The organism is Lentisalinibacter salinarum, from assembly GCF_040706555.1.
GTDB classification, from domain to species: Bacteria; Pseudomonadota; Gammaproteobacteria; order Steroidobacterales; family Woeseiaceae; genus Lentisalinibacter; species Lentisalinibacter salinarum.
This window is the reverse complement of the sequence record NZ_JAPDRH010000003.1, coordinates 16,257-31,410: the sequence shown is the minus strand read 5'-3', so window position 1 is coordinate 31,410 and position 15,154 is coordinate 16,257. Positions and strand designations below refer to the sequence as shown.

Genomic DNA, 15,154 nt, shown 5'->3' with positions numbered 1-15,154 from the left:
CTCCTACGTGGGTCAGCGGGTTACGCCCGTGATGCGGTGCCAGAGTTTCTCCAGGCGCTTCGGCGAGATCTTCCCGCGGGTGCCGAGTTGCTGTGCGAACAGGGACACGCGCAGCTCCTCGATGCCCCAGCGGAATTCATCGATCAGAGCGCGCCGCTCGCCGTCGAGGGAAGCGCGGCGCTGCTCGAGTTGCGCGAGACGGCCGAGGCAGACCGCGATCTCCTGCGCATCCGCCCGGTCCCGGTCCGCGCCGGCCGGTAGTTTCGATGCCCGCAGCTCGGCCGCCCGCAGATAGCGCGGCAGACATTCCAACCGTCGTGCCGGCGTGGCGCTCAGGAATCCCGGATAGACCAGTCCTGCGAGCTGGGCGTCGATATCCGCGCGGACATCGTCCAGCCGCTCGGGGAGATCCGCGGCCGCGGCCGCGGCGAGTCGGCGCGCCTCCAGTATCTCGTCGAGCAGTGCCGCCAGCGCCTCGCCAGCGGCAACCAGTTCGCTCCGGCCGGCCTCCAGCAGTGCCTCGTAATCCCCACGGTTGCGCACCGTCGCCCTGCGCTCCCGCGGGAACGCCCGGCCGAACGCGGCTGCGACGAAATCCTCCGCCAGTTCGCCGGCGCCGCCCACGCCGGCCCAGGCGAGCTGCAGCCGGCGATCACCCGTCACCTTGCCGCGTAGCAGTTTCTCCTGCTGGGGCAGCGCGAGGCGCAGCAGCCGCAATACTCCGCCCGCATGGATCGTCGCAGCCTCGGCCTCGTCGCTCGCGTATTCCACCGTCACGCCGTTCTCACCGTCGGCCAGTGCCGGGAAGCGCTCCAGGCGCAGGCCGCCCGATACCTCCGCCTGCACGCCCGGGAGATCGCCGAAATCCCACTCACGGTGCAGCGTCGGCCGGGCCTCGTCCGACGGAGCCGCGGCCGCCGGAGCCGCATTCCCGACTTCGGCGCGCAGGGCTTGCAGATCCCGGCCGGCAGCGATCACCTCGTCGGCCTCGCCCGTGACCTCCAGGCGCAGCCTCAGATGCTCGGGTTCGTCCGCCGTCGCCGCCGGTATCTGATCGGGCGTGATACCGAATTCGCCGGCGAGGAAATCGGCCAGCGCCTGCTCCAGTTCGCCGCTGCCGGGCATTACCAGGTAGCGGGCCGCGAAGTCCGCGGCGGTGTCGGCGATGGGCTGCAGCCGCCGTCGCACCGACTTCGGCAACGAGCGCATGCGCAGCTCCGCGCGCTCCGCGACAAGGGGCGGCAGCGAGCGATCCAGCTCGGCCGGTTCCAGCTGCGCCAGCGCGGGCGCCGGCAGCCTCACCGTGGCGCCGTCGTCGGCTTCGCCGGGACGGAAGCGGTAAATGACAGGCAGCTCCTGGCCCAGCAACTCCACGGTGGCCGGCATCGCCGCGCCGCCGTCGCCCGGGTCGCGAGCGAGGTCCTGTTCCGGGAAGCAGAGTATCTCCGGCTTTCGTTTCGCGGCCTTGCGCAGCCAGCGGCGGAAGCTGCGCAGGTCGACGACCTGTTCCGGGATCTCCCGCTCGTACAGTGCCGCCATCTCTCCGTCGGGGATGAGGAGCGCCCGCCGGGCCTCGCCTTCCCTCTCCCGGATTCGCGCGATGGCCGCCTGATTGTGGCGCCAGAAGCGGTCGCGGTGATTCGCCCTGCCCTGCACCAGTGCCTCGCGGATGAAGATACGCCGCGACTCCGCCGCATCGACGGGCCCGTAATTCACCCGCCGGCCGGCCGCCAGCACCAGGCCGAACAGGGTGACGGTCTCGCCGGCCTCGACCCTGCCGCGGCGCGGGTTCCAGCGCGGCTCCTCGTAGGTGCGCTGGAGAAGGTGGGCAGCCACCTCGAGGATGTTGCCCGGCTCCGTGGCGGCCACCGTGCGGGCGAACAGACGGCTCGTACGCACCAGCTCCATGGCGAACACCCAGCCCGGCGGTTTCCCGTGCAGGCCGGAAGAAGGATGCAGGTGAAAGGCCGTACCGCGTGCGCCGTCATAGCGGGTCGCCTCGTCCCGACGGCCGATATGCCCGAGCAGGCCGGCCAGCAGCGCCTTGTGCAGGGCCTCGCGGTCACCGGCGCCGTGGGCTACCGGCATGCCCGCGTCCCTGCAGAGCCCGGTGAGCTGGGAGTGGATCTCGCCCCATTCGCGCAGCCGGCGCGGCGAGAGGTAGCGCGCCTCGGCCCAACGCTCCGCCTGCCGGCGGCTGGTGCCCCGCCGGGCCGCCCGCCAGGCACGCCACAGGTTGAACAGGGTGACGAAGTCCGAGGCCGGATCCGCGAACTCCTCCTGGGCCGCCCGAGCCTTCGCGCCCTCCTCCGGCGGAAAGAGCCGCGGATCCTGGCCGGCCAGCCCCGCCACGATCACCAGCGCGTCGCGCAGCTCGCCTCGCTCCTCGGCAGCCAGCAGCATGCGGGCGAGTCTGGGGTCCACTGGCAGGCGCGCCATGCGCCGGCCCGCCTCCGTAATCTCCCGCGCGTCATCCACCGCCTCCAGTTCGCCGAGCAGGCGATAGCCGTCCTGGACATAGCGGGCATCCGGCGGATCGATGAACGGGAAGTCTTCCATTTCCCCCAGGCGGGCAGCGGCCATCTGCAGGATGACGCTCGCGAGATTGGTCCGTCGGATCTCCGGATCGGTATACAGCGGCCGCGCGGCGTAATCCTCCTCGTCATAAAGGCGCACGCAGATGCCGGGCGCAATGCGCCCGCAACGGCCGGCCCGCTGATCGGCGCTGGCCTGGCTCACCGGCTCCACCTGCAGCCGCTGGATCTTGCTGCGATAGGAATAGCGGCTGATCCGGGCGAGGCCCGAGTCGATCACGGCCATGATGCGCGGGACGGTGAGCGAGGTCTCCGCCACATTGGTGGCCAGAACGATCCGGCGCCGGCGACCGGGCCGAAAGACCCGGCCCTGGGATGTCTCGGACAGCCGGCCGTAGAGCGGCAGGATCTCCCAGCCCGCCTCGCCCCGGCGGGAACCCAGCCGGGCCCGCTCGAGGGCTTCGGCGGCCTCGCGGATCTCGCGCTCGCCGGGCAGGAACGTGAGGATGTCGCCTTCCGGCAGCTCGCCCATCAGCCGCCGGGCCGCCTCGGTGACCGCATCGGCCAGCTCGGTGTCGCCGGCCGGCGCCTCGTAACGCACCTCCACCGGATAGCCGCGTCCCGAAACCTCGATCACCGGCGCATCGTCGAAGTGACGCGAGAACCGGTCGGGATCTATGGTGGCCGAGGTAATGATCACCTTGAGATCGGGCCGGCGGGGCAGCAGCCGCTTCAGGTAGCCCAGGATGAAGTCGATGTTCAGGCTGCGCTCGTGGGCCTCGTCGATGATCAGCGTGTCGTAGCGGCGCAGATCGCGATCGAAGCCGAGTTCGTTCAGGAGGATGCCGTCGGTCATCAGCTTGACCCGCGTGCCGGGCTCGCTGCGGTCGTCGAAGCGCACCTGGTAGCCGATGCCGCCGCCCAGCGGCAGACGGGTCTCCTCGGCGATGCGCGCGGCCACCGAACGGGCTGCCAGGCGACGCGGCTGGCTGTGGCCGATCATGCCGTCGATGCCGCGGCCGAGCTGCAGGCAGATCTTCGGCAGCTGGGTGGTCTTGCCGCTGCCGGTCTCGCCGCACACGACCACCACCGGATGCTCGCCGACGGCCTCGGCGATCGCCCCCGCCCGGGCGGAGATCGGCAGCGCGTCGGCAAATTCCAGATGGGGCTCGTGTGCCCGGCGTGCCTCCGCCTGCGCCTGTCGCCGGACTCCCCTGCGCGCCGGCCCGCTCATCCCGGCGGCAGGCGCACCGTCACCCTGGCGCCGCCCAGATCCGACCGACCGATTTCGACGCCGCCCCGGTAGGCGTCGGCGAGTTCCACGACCACGCTGAGGCCGATGCCCTGGCCGGGCTTGGTCTCGTCCAGCCGCCGGCCCCTTTCCAGCAGCGAACTCTCGCCGCCGTCGGGGATGCCGGGACCATCGTCCTCCACCGTCAGCACCAGACCCTGCCGCGGCGAGACACCGTCCGCCGCCCGGGTGGCGGTGACGCGCACCCGGCTCTCGCCCCACTTGTGGGCGTTCTCCATCAGGTTGCCGGCGAGTTCCAGCAGGTCGCCCCTGTCACCGTAGAATCTCAGCCCCGGCTCGACCTCCAGCTCGCAGCGCAGCCCGCGGTCCCGGTAGACCTTCTGCAGGCCGTCTGCGAGCTTGCCCAGCTCCGGTTCCACCGGCACCGGCTCCGTGCCCAGGGTGGCGCCGGTGCCCGCCAGAGGTTTGGCGAGCTGGTAGCGCACGATCTCCTCCATGCGGCCCACCTGCTCGGCCAGCGCGTCACGCTCGGCCTCGCCGTCCAGCAGCGAATGCATCGCCGCCAGCGGCGTCTTCAGGCTGTGGGCCAGGTCCTGCAGCGTGCGGCGGTGACGCTCGGCGCGGGCCCGTTCGCTGTCGATCAGCTGGTTGAGGTTGCGGGCCACGCCGGCGAGTTCGGCCGGGTACCCGGCGGACATCGCCGGCCGCTCGCCCGCCTCTATCTCGGTGATCTCGGATTCGATCTGCGCCAGCGGGCGCAGCAGCCAGCGCAGCAGCAACGCCAGCGAGGCCAGCAGCAGCGCCGCGACCAGTCCGAACCAGACCAGCAGCTGGCGCCGGAAGCTCGCCACCTGGGCGTTCAGGGAATCGAGACCCGCCGCCACGTGGACGATGTAGGCATGCACGGTGCCGTCCGGAAACTCCCAGTCGATACCCATGCTGAGCGCGAGCAGCGGCGTGCCGTCAGCCAGTTCGATGCGCCGGAAGCTCCGCTCGCCGGTGGCCGGGGCCGCGCCCCAGGGAATATCGATGCCGATGGCGGAGTCCGAGCGCCAGACCGACCCGTCGCCGCGCCTTACGAGGGCACCGTACAGTCCCGACCCCGGCGAACCGAACAGCGGCTCCGGCAGATCGGCAGGCAGCACCAGCGTGTTCCCATCCGCGGGTTCGGCGGCCGCGAGCAGCATGATCATCCGGCTGTCCAGCAGGTCGCGCTCCGCCTCCAGCGCCGCGCTGCGGAAGGCGGAATCCAGCACGCCGACGATGAGGCCGAAGAACACCAGCAGCAGGAGCGTGCCCGAGACGAGCACGCGGAGTCTCAGGGACTGACCGGGCGAACGCCCGGGCGTCCCGGCCGCGGACCCGGACTCAGTCACTGCCGCCGCTGGACGCCTCGCCGGCGCGCTCCAGGGCGAAGCGATAGCCCCGGCCGCGCAGGGTCTCGATCGGCTTCAGGGTATTGTCCGGATCGAGCTTGCGCCGCAGCCGGCCGACGAACACCTCGATCACGTTGCTGTCGCGCTCGAAGTCCTGATCGTAGAGGCGCTCGGTGAGCTCGGTCTTGGAGACGACCTGTCCCGCCCGCAGCATCAGGTGCTCCAGCAGCTTGTACTCGTGACCCGTGAGTTCGACCGCGCGGCCGTCCACCTTCAGCTCCTGAGCCGCGGTATCCAGGCTGATCGGGCCCGCGACCAGCTCGGAGGAAGCCCAGCCGCCGGCCCGTCTCAGCAGCGCGTTCACCCGCGCGATGATTTCCTCGACGTGGAACGGCTTGGCCACGTAGTCGTCCGCACCGGCGCCGAGTCCGTCCACCTTGTCCTGCCAGCGGTCCCGTGCGGTCAGGATCAGGATGGGGTACGCATGACCTTCCTGACGCAGCGTCGTGATGATCTCCAGGCCGCTCATCTTCGGCAGGCCGAGGTCGACCACGGCCAGGTCCACCGGATACTCCCGGGCGTAGTACAGCCCCTCCTCGCCGTCCTTCGCCGTCTCCACGCCGAAGCCGGCCGAACGCAGCCGGGCCGCGAGGGACTCGCGGATGATCTCCTCGTCCTCGATGATCAGCAGTCGCATAGGGTTTGACCCGTGTCGATGCCGCGGCGGGCCGGCCTCAGCGATCCCCGGCCGGGATCCGCACGGTGCGCACACGGCCCTCGCGGGTGAGCACCTTGATCACGTGGACCCGGCGCCCGTTCTGCTCCCGGGTCTCGGCCTCGAGGATGCGCCCGCCGTACTCCCGTTTCACCCGGGCCACTGCCTCGCTCAGGCTGACCTCGTCCCGTACGGCCGCCATGCCGACGGACTGCGGCGGCAGGACGGATCCAGGACCGACCGCATGAGCCGGCGCGGCGGAGGCCGCCACTCCGAGCACGAGGGCGAACAGGAGCGGCGGTGCGAGGCGGAGAGTCTGCTTCATAAGGTGATTTTCGGCCCTGGAGACGGGCTTTGCAACGGAACACGACACGCGTGGGAAATCCGGCCCGTCACGCCCCGCGGACCGCGGCGCCTTCCCTGGCGCCGAAGCCCGCCGTCCGATCGTGCGCCGACTCAGTAACGCACGGGCTCGACTTCCACCCGCACCCGGATGCGGTCGCCCGGATCGTAGTCCGTGTGGGTGGTGTAGGTCTGACCCCGGTAGCGGTAGGTGACCCGGTAGCCGTCGATCCGCTCTTCGGCGTCTGTGCGGTAGCGGGTCTCGCAGCGGGTGACGGGCCGCGAATGCCGCTCGTACGCACCGTAGTCGTCGTAGCGCTCGTCGTATTCGCGGCCGCGGCCGGCGCGCTCGTTACCGATCGCGGCGCCCACCAGCGTGCCCACCAGGGTCATGGCATCGCGGCCCTTGCCGTCGCCGAACTGACGGCCGATCACGCCGCCGATGATGCCGCCGGCGATGGTGGCGCCGGCTTCGCTGCGGCGCGGTCTGTCGTCGCGATCGTAACGGTCGTAGTCGTCGTAGCGGTCATAGCGCGTCTCCTCCCAGCATTCCCGCACCGGGGTGCGCACCCGCACGTGGCGGACGATGGGGTCGACGTCGACCACCCGGGCATAGTCGTAGCCGGCGCCATGGTCGCGGGCGGGGCGCCAGTCCCGGCCGGGGTCGGCCAGGGCAGGACCCGCCGACAGCAGCGCACCACCGACCAGGGCCGTCGCCATGACAGCCGCCGCGGCCGCAGCGCTGCTGCGTCGGCTGCCGCTGATCCGGCGGACTCGGTTTCGATTGAACATGGCTGACTCCTTCTGCTTCCATGAGCACCCGGGTTGGAAAACCCGTTTCTCCCGGGTGTGGGAAGAAGAATAGGCCGGCCGTGCTGAACGGGTCCTGAACGTCGCGAAACGTGACGATCGTCGCCCGGAGCCGTGCGAGGAGCCGCCCGGCGGGCACCGCGTGCCCGCTCGGTGGCGGGGCCTTACGTTTCCCGAGGTGCGGCCTCCCCGGCCTTGACCGCCTGCCAGAGGTCTTCCAACTCTGCGGCGTCCAGCGCGGCCACCGAAGCGCCCCGCGCAGCCGCCTCGGCCTCCAGCGCCCGGAAGCGCCGCTCGAACTTCCGGTTGGCCGCCGCCGCCGCCGCCTCGGCATCGATGCCCGCATGACGGGCCAGGTTCACCAGCGAGAAGAACAGGTCGCCGATCTCGTCCTCGATGCGCTCCCTCGGGCCTGCCTCGAGTTCCTGGTCCAGTTCCGCCAGTTCCTCGTCGATCTTGCGGCGCACGCCGGCGGCATCCGGCCAGTCGAAGCCGGCGCCGGCGGCCCGGCCCGCCAGCTTCTGGGCCTGTTTTAGCGCCGGCAGGGCCCTGGGAATGCCGTCCAGCAGGCTGACGGCGGCGCCGTGGCGCTCCTCCCGCTCGGCCGCCTTGATGGCCTCCCAGTTGCGCCGCACGCTGGCCTCGTCGGCGGGAGCCCCGTCTCCGAAGATGTGCGGATGGCGCCGCTCGAGCTTGGCGCTGATGGCACCGGCGACGTCCTCGAAATCGAAATCCCCTGCCTCCTCGGCCATGCGGGCGTGGAAGACCACCTGCAGCAGGAGGTCGCCGAGTTCGTCCTTCAGGCCTTCCCTGTCGCCGCGGTGGATGGCGTCGGCCACCTCGTAGGCCTCCTCGATGGTGTAGGGCGCGATCGTGGCGAAGGTCTGGCGTCGGTCCCACTCGCAACCGGTGTCCGGGTGCCGGAGCTGCGCCATGACCTCAAGTAGTTTCGAGATATTTTCCATTATCTATTGTTTTAAATGCTTTTCCAGTTTGTGATGGAGCGTGACCAGCATCGACGCCGTGGCGCCCCAGATACGGTGGCCGCCGTAGTGATACTCGTACACCGGTATCTCGGTGCCCTCGAACTCCCGCCAGGCCCGGTGCAGGTTGTGCGGGTCCATGAGGAAGTCGAGGGGTACCTCGAAGGCCTCCTCCACCTCCGCCGGATCCGGCCGGATCGTGAAGCCCTGGTGGATAAGCCCGACCACCGGCGTGACCGCATAGCCGGTGATGGTGAGATGCGGCTCCAGGTAACCGGCGATGCTGACGTGGCCGCGCGGCAGGCCCACCTCTTCTTCCGCCTCCCGCAGCGCGGCGTCGGTGACGTCCCGGTCCACCGACTCCATGCGGCCGCCGGGGAAGCTGACCTGGCCGGGATGATGGCGCAGGTCCGGTGAACGCCGCGTGAACAGCACGTGGTAGTCCGCGCCCCGGGCGAGCAGCGCGATGAGGACGCCGGCCGGCGTCTTGCGACCCGCGAAGCGCTTGCGCAGTCCCTCCGGCACGTCGCCGTAGGCCGATGGCGGGGTCGCGAGCGTCGGGTCCCGGGGCGCGGTGCTGTCCGCCAGCGCCGCCAGGATGCGCTCGCGCAGCGCGCTGATGCTCATCGCCTCAATGCTTGATGCCGCCCCGGGTCAGGTCGGCCGGGTCGAGCAGCCGGTCCAGTTCCTCGTCCGTGAGATCGGTCATCTCACGGGCCACGTCCTTCACGGGCCGGCCCTCGGCGTAGGCCTTTTTGGCGACGGCCGCGCCCTTTTCGTAGCCGATCACCGGATTCAGCGCGGTCACCAGGATGGGGTTGCGGTCCAGCGCCTCGTTCAGCCGTTCCCGGTTGACGGTGAAGCCGGCCACTGCCCGGTCGGCGAGCACGGTGGCCCCGTTCGCCAGCACCTCGATGCTCTGCAGGAGGTTGTAGGCCACCACCGGCAGCATCACGTTCAGCTGGAAATTGCCGGCCTGCCCGGCCACCGTGATGGTGGCGTCGTTGCCGATGACCTGGGCCGAGAGCATGGCCACCGCCTCCGGGATCACCGGGTTCACCTTGCCGGGCATGATGCTCGAGCCCGGCTGCAGGGCCGGCAGCGCGATCTCGCCGAGGCCGGCCAGCGGCCCGGAGTTCATCCAGCGCAGGTCGTTCGCGATCTTCATGAGGCTCACGGCGACCACCTTCAGCTGCCCCGAGAGCTCCACCGCCGTATCCTGGCAGGACAGCGCCTCGAAGCAGGAGTCGGCGGTGGTGAACGGCACGTCCGTGTGCTCGGCCAGCAACGTGGCCACCTTGGACCCGAACTTCGGATGGGCATTGATGCCGCTGCCGACGGCGGTGCCGCCCTGGGCCAGCGCGCAGAGCCGGGGCATGACGGCGCGGATACGATCGGCGCCGTGCTCCACCTGGGTCTTCCAGGCATCCAGCTCCTGGCCGAGGGTGACCGGCATGGCATCCATGAGGTGGGTGCGGCCGGTCTTCACCACGTCCGCATTCTCTTTTGCCTTGTCGCCGAGCACCTCCGCCAGGTGCTCCAGCGCCGGCAGCAGCTTCTCCGTCACGTCCAGCGCGGCACTCACGTGGATGGCGGTGGGGATGACGTCGTTGGAACTCTGGCCCATGTTGACGTCGTCGTTCGGATGGATGTCCTCCACGCCGTACTGCCGCGCCAGGCGCGAGATCACCTCGTTGGCATTCATGTTCGACGAGGTGCCCGAGCCGGTCTGGAACACGTCCACCGGGAAGTGGGCGTCGTGTTCCCCGTCCGCAACGGCCGCCGCCGCCTTCTGGATGGCCGCCGCCCGCGGGCCGGTGAGCAGGCCCAGTTCGGAGTTGGCCCCCGCCGCCGCCCACTTCACCAGTCCCAGCGCGCGGATGAAGCTGCGCGGCATGGTGAGACCGCTGATCGGGAAGTTGTCCACGGCGCGCTGGGTCTGTGCGCCCCACAGCGCGTCGGCAGGGACCTGGAGTTCGCCCATGCTGTCTTTCTCGGTGCGGAATTTGCTGTCAGTCATCGTCTGGCTCTCGCCTTTTCTGTTACGGAGTGTGTGGGTCCGGCGGCCGCCCGGGGCGGTCCCGGCCGGGTCTAGGGTGGTGTATGATTCGCGCTTTGCCGAGCCAAGTCCAGGCCGCCTCCCGGCGGACAGAAAGCGGCTGACCGAATATGGAACTGACCACGCTGCGCGCCATCTCCCCCGTCGACGGCCGCTATGCCTCGAAGGCGGCGCCGCTGCGTGACGTATTCAGCGAGTTCGGGCTGATCCGCTCCCGGGTGCTGGTGGAAGTCCGCTGGCTGCAGTTCCTGGCCGACGAACCGTCCATCGCCGAGCTGCCGCCCCTGCCCGGCCACCTGAAGGACATGCTGAACCGCATCGTCGACGGCTTTGCCGGCGAGGACGCGGCCCGCATCAAGGCCATCGAGGCCACCACCAACCACGACGTGAAAGCGGTGGAATATTTCCTCGGCGAGCGTCTCGGAGAGGGCGCCGATGCCGCCACCGTGCGGGGCTTCATCCATTTCGGCTGCACCTCCGAGGACGTGAACAACCTGGCCTACGCGCTCATGCTGCGCCACGGCCGCGACGACGTGCTGCTGCCGGCGATGCGCGAGCTCGGTGCCTCCCTCGATGCCATGGCGCGCCAGCACGCCGGCCTCGCCATGCTGTCGCGCACCCATGGCCAGACGGCCAGCCCGACGACGCTGGGCAAGGAGATCGCCAACTTCGCCGAGCGCCTGCGCCTGCAGAGACGCGGTCTGCAGCAGGTGGCGGTCCGGGGCAAGTTCAACGGTGCGGTCGGCAACTTCAACGCCCACGCGGCGGCCTATCCGGAGGCGGACTGGCCGGCGCTGTCCGCGCGCTTCGTCGAGTCGCTCGGCCTCGCGCCGAACGCCTTCACCACCCAGATCGAACCCCACGACTGGATCGCCGAGTACTGCCATGCGCTGAGCCGCTACAACACGGTGCTCACCGACCTGTGCCGGGATGTCTGGGGATACATTTCGCTCGGCTATTTCCGCCAGCGTCGCGTCGAAGGCGAAGTGGGCTCCTCGACGATGCCCCACAAGATCAATCCGATCGACTTCGAGAACGCCGAGGGCAACCTGGGTGTCGCCAACGCGCTGCTCGGCCACTTCGCGGACAAGCTGCCGATCTCCCGCTGGCAGCGGGACCTGACCGACTCCACGGTACTGCGCAACCTCGGGGTGGCGCTGGCGCACAGCCTGATCGCCATCGAGTCGGCGCGCCGGGGGCTCGGCAAGCTGCAGGCCGACCCGGATCGCATCGGCGCCGACCTGGAAGGTGCCTGGGAGGTGCTCGGCGAGGCCGTGCAGACGGTGATGCGCCGCTACGGCGTCGACGAGCCATACGAGAAGCTGAAGGCGCTGACCCGCGGACGACGCATCGACCGCGAAGCCATGGCCGCGTTCATCCGCTCGCTGGAGATCCCCGAGGCCGAGAAGGAGCGGCTGCTCGCGCTGACGCCATCGACTTACACCGGGCTCGCGGAGAGCCTCGCCCGCTCCCGCTGACGGGACAGGCATGACGGTCCCGCCGGCGCTGCAACTGCCCGGCCGCCTGACCCCGGCCAAATTCCTGTCGCGCCATTGGCAGAAGCGTCCGCTGTTCCTGCCCGGCGCCCTGCCCGGCTTCCGCCCGCCGCTCACCGTCGACGAGATCGCGGGGCTGGCGTGCGAGCCCGAGGTGGAGTCCCGGCTGGTCTTCACCGAACGATCGAACGACACCATTCGCTACCGGGCCGAGGCCGGTCCGTTCGAGCCCGAATATCTCGCCGCCCTGCCGGCGTCCGACTGGACGCTGCTGGTCCACGATCTGGACCGTCACCTGCCGGAGCTCCGCCCCTTGCTGCTGGCGCCCCGTTTCCTGCCGGCCTGGCGCATGGGCGACCTGATGGTCAGCGTGGCCGCTCCCGGCGGCTCCGTGGGGCCGCACCGGGACAGCTACGATGTCTTTCTCCTGCAGGGCGAGGGACGCCGGCGCTGGCAGCTGGGCAGCGGCGAACCGTCATCGGCAAGCTCCGGGCTGCGGCTGCTGCAGAATTTCCGCGCGGAGGAGGAGTTCGTCTGCACGCCGGGAGACGCGCTGTACGTGCCCCCCGGGGCGGGCCACCACGGGATCGCCGAGACGCTCTGCACCACCTGGTCCCTGGGACTGCAGGCGCCGCTCCTCCGCGACCTGGCAATGTACCTGGACCTGGACGCCAGCGAGATCGATCCCCGCGGGCGCTACGCCGACCCCGACCTGGCGCCGGAGGAATGCCGGGGCGGGATCATCCATCCGGCCGCGGTCCGCCGCTGCCGCGCCGCCCTGCCCGACGCGGCAGGCGTCGACGACGACGATATCGCCGAGGCCCTCGGCCGTCTGGTCACTGTGCCGAAGCCGGGCCATCGCCCGGAACCGGCAACCCCGGCCGAGATCGCCGCGATCGTGACGGCGGCCGGCGAAGGACGGCCGCTCCGGGCCGCGCCGTCGGCGTGCTTCCGCGGCCGCGAGGGCGCCGTTCTCTGCGCCACCGGTGAGTCCTTCCCGGTGACGGAAGCTGTCTGGCCGCTGGCCTGCCGGCTCGCCGGCGCCGAGGGCGCCGACGGCCTCGTCATAGCCCCGCCGCCGGATGAGGCAGCCGAAAGCCTGCTTACCCTGCTCGCCCGCCACGGCCTGGTCGAGACGCTGCCCGGCTGAGAACCGTTCTCATCACCCCCTCCGAGCCCGAAAACGTGACGCAGTTGGCACGGTCGCCGGCATCCCCCCGCTTAACATCATCCGTCCGACGGGCGACCGGAATCCACCTGCCAGCGGACCTTCCAAGGATGAGCGAAAAGAAGGCGAAAGAGCACGAACGGCGCGTCATCTCCAGCCGGGAGGAGATGCGCCGTGCGGCGATCGATATCGCCAAGACCGCCAATCGCAGCCTCGCCATCTTCACCCACGATCTGGAGCCCGGCATCTACGACGACCTCGACTTCCTGGAGGTCATCAAGCGGCTGATCCTGTCCCGCGCCTATGCTCGGGTGCGCGTACTCATCGCGGACCCTTCCCGCGCCATCAAGAACGGCAACCGCTTCGTCGCGCTCGGCCGCCGGCTCAACAGCTTCATCGAGTTCCGCCACGTGCGCGAGGACTATCGCAATCATCGCGAGGCCTATTGCATCGCCGACGGCGGTGGCATCGTCTACCGGCTGGACGCCTCGCGGTGGGAAGGCATCGTGGACCACAACGTCCCGGCGGTCACCGACATGTACCTGACCACCTTCGACGAAATCTGGCACGCGAGCGAGGTGGAGCACGAGTTCCGCCGGCTCAATATCTGACATGAGCGGCGCACCAGCCGGTATCGAGACCGATCTCACGGTGGCGGCCGTGGTCGAGCGCGAGGGACGCTTCCTCATGGTCGAGGAGCATGCCCACGGCGAGATCGTCTTCAACCAGCCCTCCGGACACCTCGAGCACGGCGAGAGCCTCGAGCAGGCGGTGGTGCGCGAGATGCTGGAGGAAACCGGCCGCGGCTTCATGCCACGGGAACTCATCGGCATGTATCAGTGGCGCCACCCGGACAACGGCCGCCACTACCTGCGCATCGCCTTCACCGGCGCCTGCACCGCCCGCGACCCCTGCCGATCCCTGGACGAAGTCATCGTCCGCACCCACTGGATGAGCCGCAGCGAGATCGCAGCGCGCATCGACCGCGTGCGCTCACCCATGGTGCTGCGCTGCATCGACGACTACCTGGCCGGGGTGCGGCTCGCACCGGGCGATCTCGCACCGTTGCGACCGCTGCCCGAAAACCTGGAAAGGGTCACGCGTATCGCGGCCTCCGTGTGACCCCGCCTCGCCCGCGCAGCGGGCGGCGCGGTAGAATCCTCGACATGACGGAAACGGCACACAAGGGCCGGCGGGTGGTCGTGGGGCTCTCCGGCGGCGTGGACTCCTCGGTGGCGGCACTGTTGCTCCTGCAGCATGGCTACGAGGTGCACGCGCTGCATATGACCAACTGGGAGGAGGACGAGGAGGGCTACTGTAGCGCGGCCGAGGAACTGCAGGACGCACGGCGGGTCTGCGAGCATCTCGGCGTCCCCCTGCACCACGTCAATTTCGCGCCGGAATATCGCGAACGGGTCTTCGAGGACTTCCTCGCCGACTACCGGGCAGGCTACACGCCGAACCCGGACGTCCTGTGCAACCGGGAGATCAAGTTCGGGGTGTTCCGCGAGTATGCGCGGCGCCTGGGGGCGGAGCTGATCGCCACCGGCCATTACGCCCGGGTGGAGCACGGCGAACCGCCGCGGCTGCGGAAGGGCACCGATCCCGGCAAGGACCAGAGCTACTTCCTGCACCAGGTGGCGACGGAGGCTCTTGCCGAGACTCTGTTTCCGCTGGGAGCGCTGGCCAAGGCCGAAGTGCGCCGCCTCGCACGGGACCACGGCCTGCCCACTCACGACAAGCGCGACAGCACGGGCATCTGCTTCATCGGCGAGCGTCCGTTCCGCGAGTTCCTGTCCCGCTACGTCGCTGCGGAACCGGGCCCCATCGTCGACGAGGGCGGGCGCGAGATCGGCCGCCATCAGGGTCTGCCCTACTACACGCCCGGCCAGCGCCAGGGCCTCGGCATCGGCGGACGACGCCAGGCCGGCGATGCGCCCTGGTACGTCGCCGCCCGGGATTTCGCCGCCAATACCCTGGTGGCCGTCCAGGGATCGGATCACCCGCTGCTCTACAGTGAATCCCTGAGCGCGGGCTCGGTGCACTGGATCGGCGGGCCGCCGGCGGAGGTGGCCGACGGCGGCACCCTGACCTGCAGCGCGAAGGTGCGCTACCGCCAGGCCGACCAGGCCTGCCGCGTGCGCCGGGACACCGGGGACGAACTCGAGGTGCGGTTCGATGCACCCCAGCGCGCTGTCGCACCGGGGCAGTTCGTGGTGTTCTACCGGGGCGAGGTCTGCCTCGGCGGCGGGCGCATCCGCGCGGCGCACGGCGAGACCGGCCATCGGGCCCACGGTGAAGCCGAAGACGGGCCGCGCAGGGCCGTCCACGGACGGCGCGCCGCCTCCTGATCCGTTATAATTGCCGGCTCTGGATCAACCACTTTCCAACCGGCTGCCCGTCACACGGCCCTGTTGCA

General features: G+C 70.2%; 13 protein-coding genes. 5 read left to right on the top strand and 8 right to left on the bottom strand.

Going from position 1 to position 15,154, the window contains the following annotated elements:
- Positions 1–12: 12 nt before the first annotated feature.
- The 8 genes from hrpA to ACJMKZ_RS10555 all read right to left on the bottom strand — a co-directional run bounded on the left by hrpA (position 13) and on the right by ACJMKZ_RS10555 (position 10,032).
- Positions 13–3,768, bottom strand: coding sequence for an ATP-dependent RNA helicase HrpA (hrpA, locus tag ACJMKZ_RS10590; protein WP_405233201.1), 3,756 nt, complete (start codon positions 3,766–3,768; stop codon positions 13–15).
- Positions 3,765–5,096: an ATP-binding protein gene (locus tag ACJMKZ_RS10585; protein ID WP_405233200.1), complete on the bottom strand. Its 1,332-nt coding sequence runs from the start codon at positions 5,094–5,096 to the stop codon at positions 3,765–3,767. The genes hrpA and ACJMKZ_RS10585 overlap by 4 nt, the downstream gene beginning before the upstream one ends.
- A gap of 58 nt (positions 5,097–5,154) precedes the next feature.
- Positions 5,155–5,859: a response regulator transcription factor gene (locus ACJMKZ_RS10580; protein ID WP_405233199.1), complete on the bottom strand. Its 705-nt coding sequence runs from the start codon at positions 5,857–5,859 to the stop codon at positions 5,155–5,157.
- Between the two features lie 37 nt (positions 5,860–5,896).
- A complete protein-coding gene (locus ACJMKZ_RS10575; protein WP_405233198.1) occupies positions 5,897–6,202 on the bottom strand; it encodes a PepSY domain-containing protein in 306 nt (101 codons plus the stop codon).
- 131 nt (positions 6,203–6,333) lie between these two features.
- Entirely contained in the window at positions 6,334–7,011 is a 678-nt protein-coding gene (locus tag ACJMKZ_RS10570; RefSeq protein ID WP_405233197.1) for a glycine zipper 2TM domain-containing protein, read from the bottom strand.
- A gap of 182 nt (positions 7,012–7,193) precedes the next feature.
- Positions 7,194–7,994, bottom strand: a complete 801-nt coding sequence (gene mazG / locus ACJMKZ_RS10565; protein ID WP_405233196.1) for a nucleoside triphosphate pyrophosphohydrolase — start codon at positions 7,992–7,994, stop codon at positions 7,194–7,196.
- Positions 7,995–7,997: 3 nt separating this feature from the next.
- Entirely contained in the window at positions 7,998–8,639 is a 642-nt protein-coding gene (locus tag ACJMKZ_RS10560) for an NUDIX hydrolase (RefSeq protein WP_405233195.1), read from the bottom strand.
- Positions 8,640–8,643: 4 nt separating this feature from the next.
- Complete coding sequence (locus ACJMKZ_RS10555; RefSeq protein ID WP_405233194.1) at positions 8,644–10,032, bottom strand: class II fumarate hydratase; 1,389 nt, start codon at positions 10,030–10,032, stop codon at positions 8,644–8,646.
- A 149-nt stretch (positions 10,033–10,181) separates the two neighbouring features.
- Between ACJMKZ_RS10555 and purB the strand changes: the two genes are divergently transcribed.
- From purB to mnmA, 5 genes are all read left to right on the top strand, one after another.
- The gene (purB, locus tag ACJMKZ_RS10550; RefSeq protein WP_405233193.1) at positions 10,182–11,549 is read left to right on the top strand and encodes an adenylosuccinate lyase; all 1,368 of its coding nucleotides are present in this window, start codon (positions 10,182–10,184) and stop codon (positions 11,547–11,549) included.
- A gap of 10 nt (positions 11,550–11,559) precedes the next feature.
- Positions 11,560–12,717, top strand: a complete 1,158-nt coding sequence (locus ACJMKZ_RS10545) for a cupin domain-containing protein (protein WP_405233192.1) — start codon at positions 11,560–11,562, stop codon at positions 12,715–12,717.
- A gap of 128 nt (positions 12,718–12,845) precedes the next feature.
- Complete coding sequence (locus tag ACJMKZ_RS10540; protein ID WP_405233191.1) at positions 12,846–13,346, top strand: DUF7931 domain-containing protein; 501 nt, start codon at positions 12,846–12,848, stop codon at positions 13,344–13,346.
- Between the two features lies 1 nt (position 13,347).
- The gene (locus tag ACJMKZ_RS10535) at positions 13,348–13,857 is read left to right on the top strand and encodes an NUDIX hydrolase (RefSeq protein WP_405233190.1); all 510 of its coding nucleotides are present in this window, start codon (positions 13,348–13,350) and stop codon (positions 13,855–13,857) included.
- A gap of 44 nt (positions 13,858–13,901) precedes the next feature.
- Positions 13,902–15,086 (top strand): tRNA 2-thiouridine(34) synthase MnmA, encoded by a 1,185-nt coding sequence (gene mnmA / locus ACJMKZ_RS10530; protein ID WP_405233189.1) that lies wholly within the window; start codon positions 13,902–13,904, stop codon positions 15,084–15,086.
- Positions 15,087–15,154 lie beyond the last annotated feature (68 nt).

What these genes read in the sequence shown, in the direction of transcription:
- mazG (WP_405233196.1), bottom strand. Translation starts at nt 7,994, where the DNA reads ATGGAAAATATCTCGAAACTACTTGAGGTCATGGCGCAGCTCCGGCAC.
- purB (WP_405233193.1), top strand. Translation starts at nt 10,182, where the DNA reads ATGGAACTGACCACGCTGCGCGCCATCTCCCCCGTCGACGGCCGCTAT.
- ACJMKZ_RS10540 (WP_405233191.1), top strand. Translation starts at nt 12,846, where the DNA reads ATGAGCGAAAAGAAGGCGAAAGAGCACGAACGGCGCGTCATCTCCAGC.
- ACJMKZ_RS10555 (WP_405233194.1), bottom strand. Translation starts at nt 10,032, where the DNA reads ATGACTGACAGCAAATTCCGCACCGAGAAAGACAGCATGGGCGAACTC.
- ACJMKZ_RS10535 (WP_405233190.1), top strand. Translation starts at nt 13,348, where the DNA reads ATGAGCGGCGCACCAGCCGGTATCGAGACCGATCTCACGGTGGCGGCC.
- hrpA (WP_405233201.1), bottom strand. Translation starts at nt 3,768, where the DNA reads ATGAGCGGGCCGGCGCGCAGGGGAGTCCGGCGACAGGCGCAGGCGGAG.
- ACJMKZ_RS10545 (WP_405233192.1), top strand. Translation starts at nt 11,560, where the DNA reads ATGACGGTCCCGCCGGCGCTGCAACTGCCCGGCCGCCTGACCCCGGCC.
- mnmA (WP_405233189.1), top strand. Translation starts at nt 13,902, where the DNA reads ATGACGGAAACGGCACACAAGGGCCGGCGGGTGGTCGTGGGGCTCTCC.
- ACJMKZ_RS10570 (WP_405233197.1), bottom strand. Translation starts at nt 7,011, where the DNA reads ATGTTCAATCGAAACCGAGTCCGCCGGATCAGCGGCAGCCGACGCAGC.
- ACJMKZ_RS10580 (WP_405233199.1), bottom strand. Translation starts at nt 5,859, where the DNA reads ATGCGACTGCTGATCATCGAGGACGAGGAGATCATCCGCGAGTCCCTC.
- ACJMKZ_RS10575 (WP_405233198.1), bottom strand. Translation starts at nt 6,202, where the DNA reads ATGAAGCAGACTCTCCGCCTCGCACCGCCGCTCCTGTTCGCCCTCGTG.
- ACJMKZ_RS10560 (WP_405233195.1), bottom strand. Translation starts at nt 8,639, where the DNA reads ATGAGCATCAGCGCGCTGCGCGAGCGCATCCTGGCGGCGCTGGCGGAC.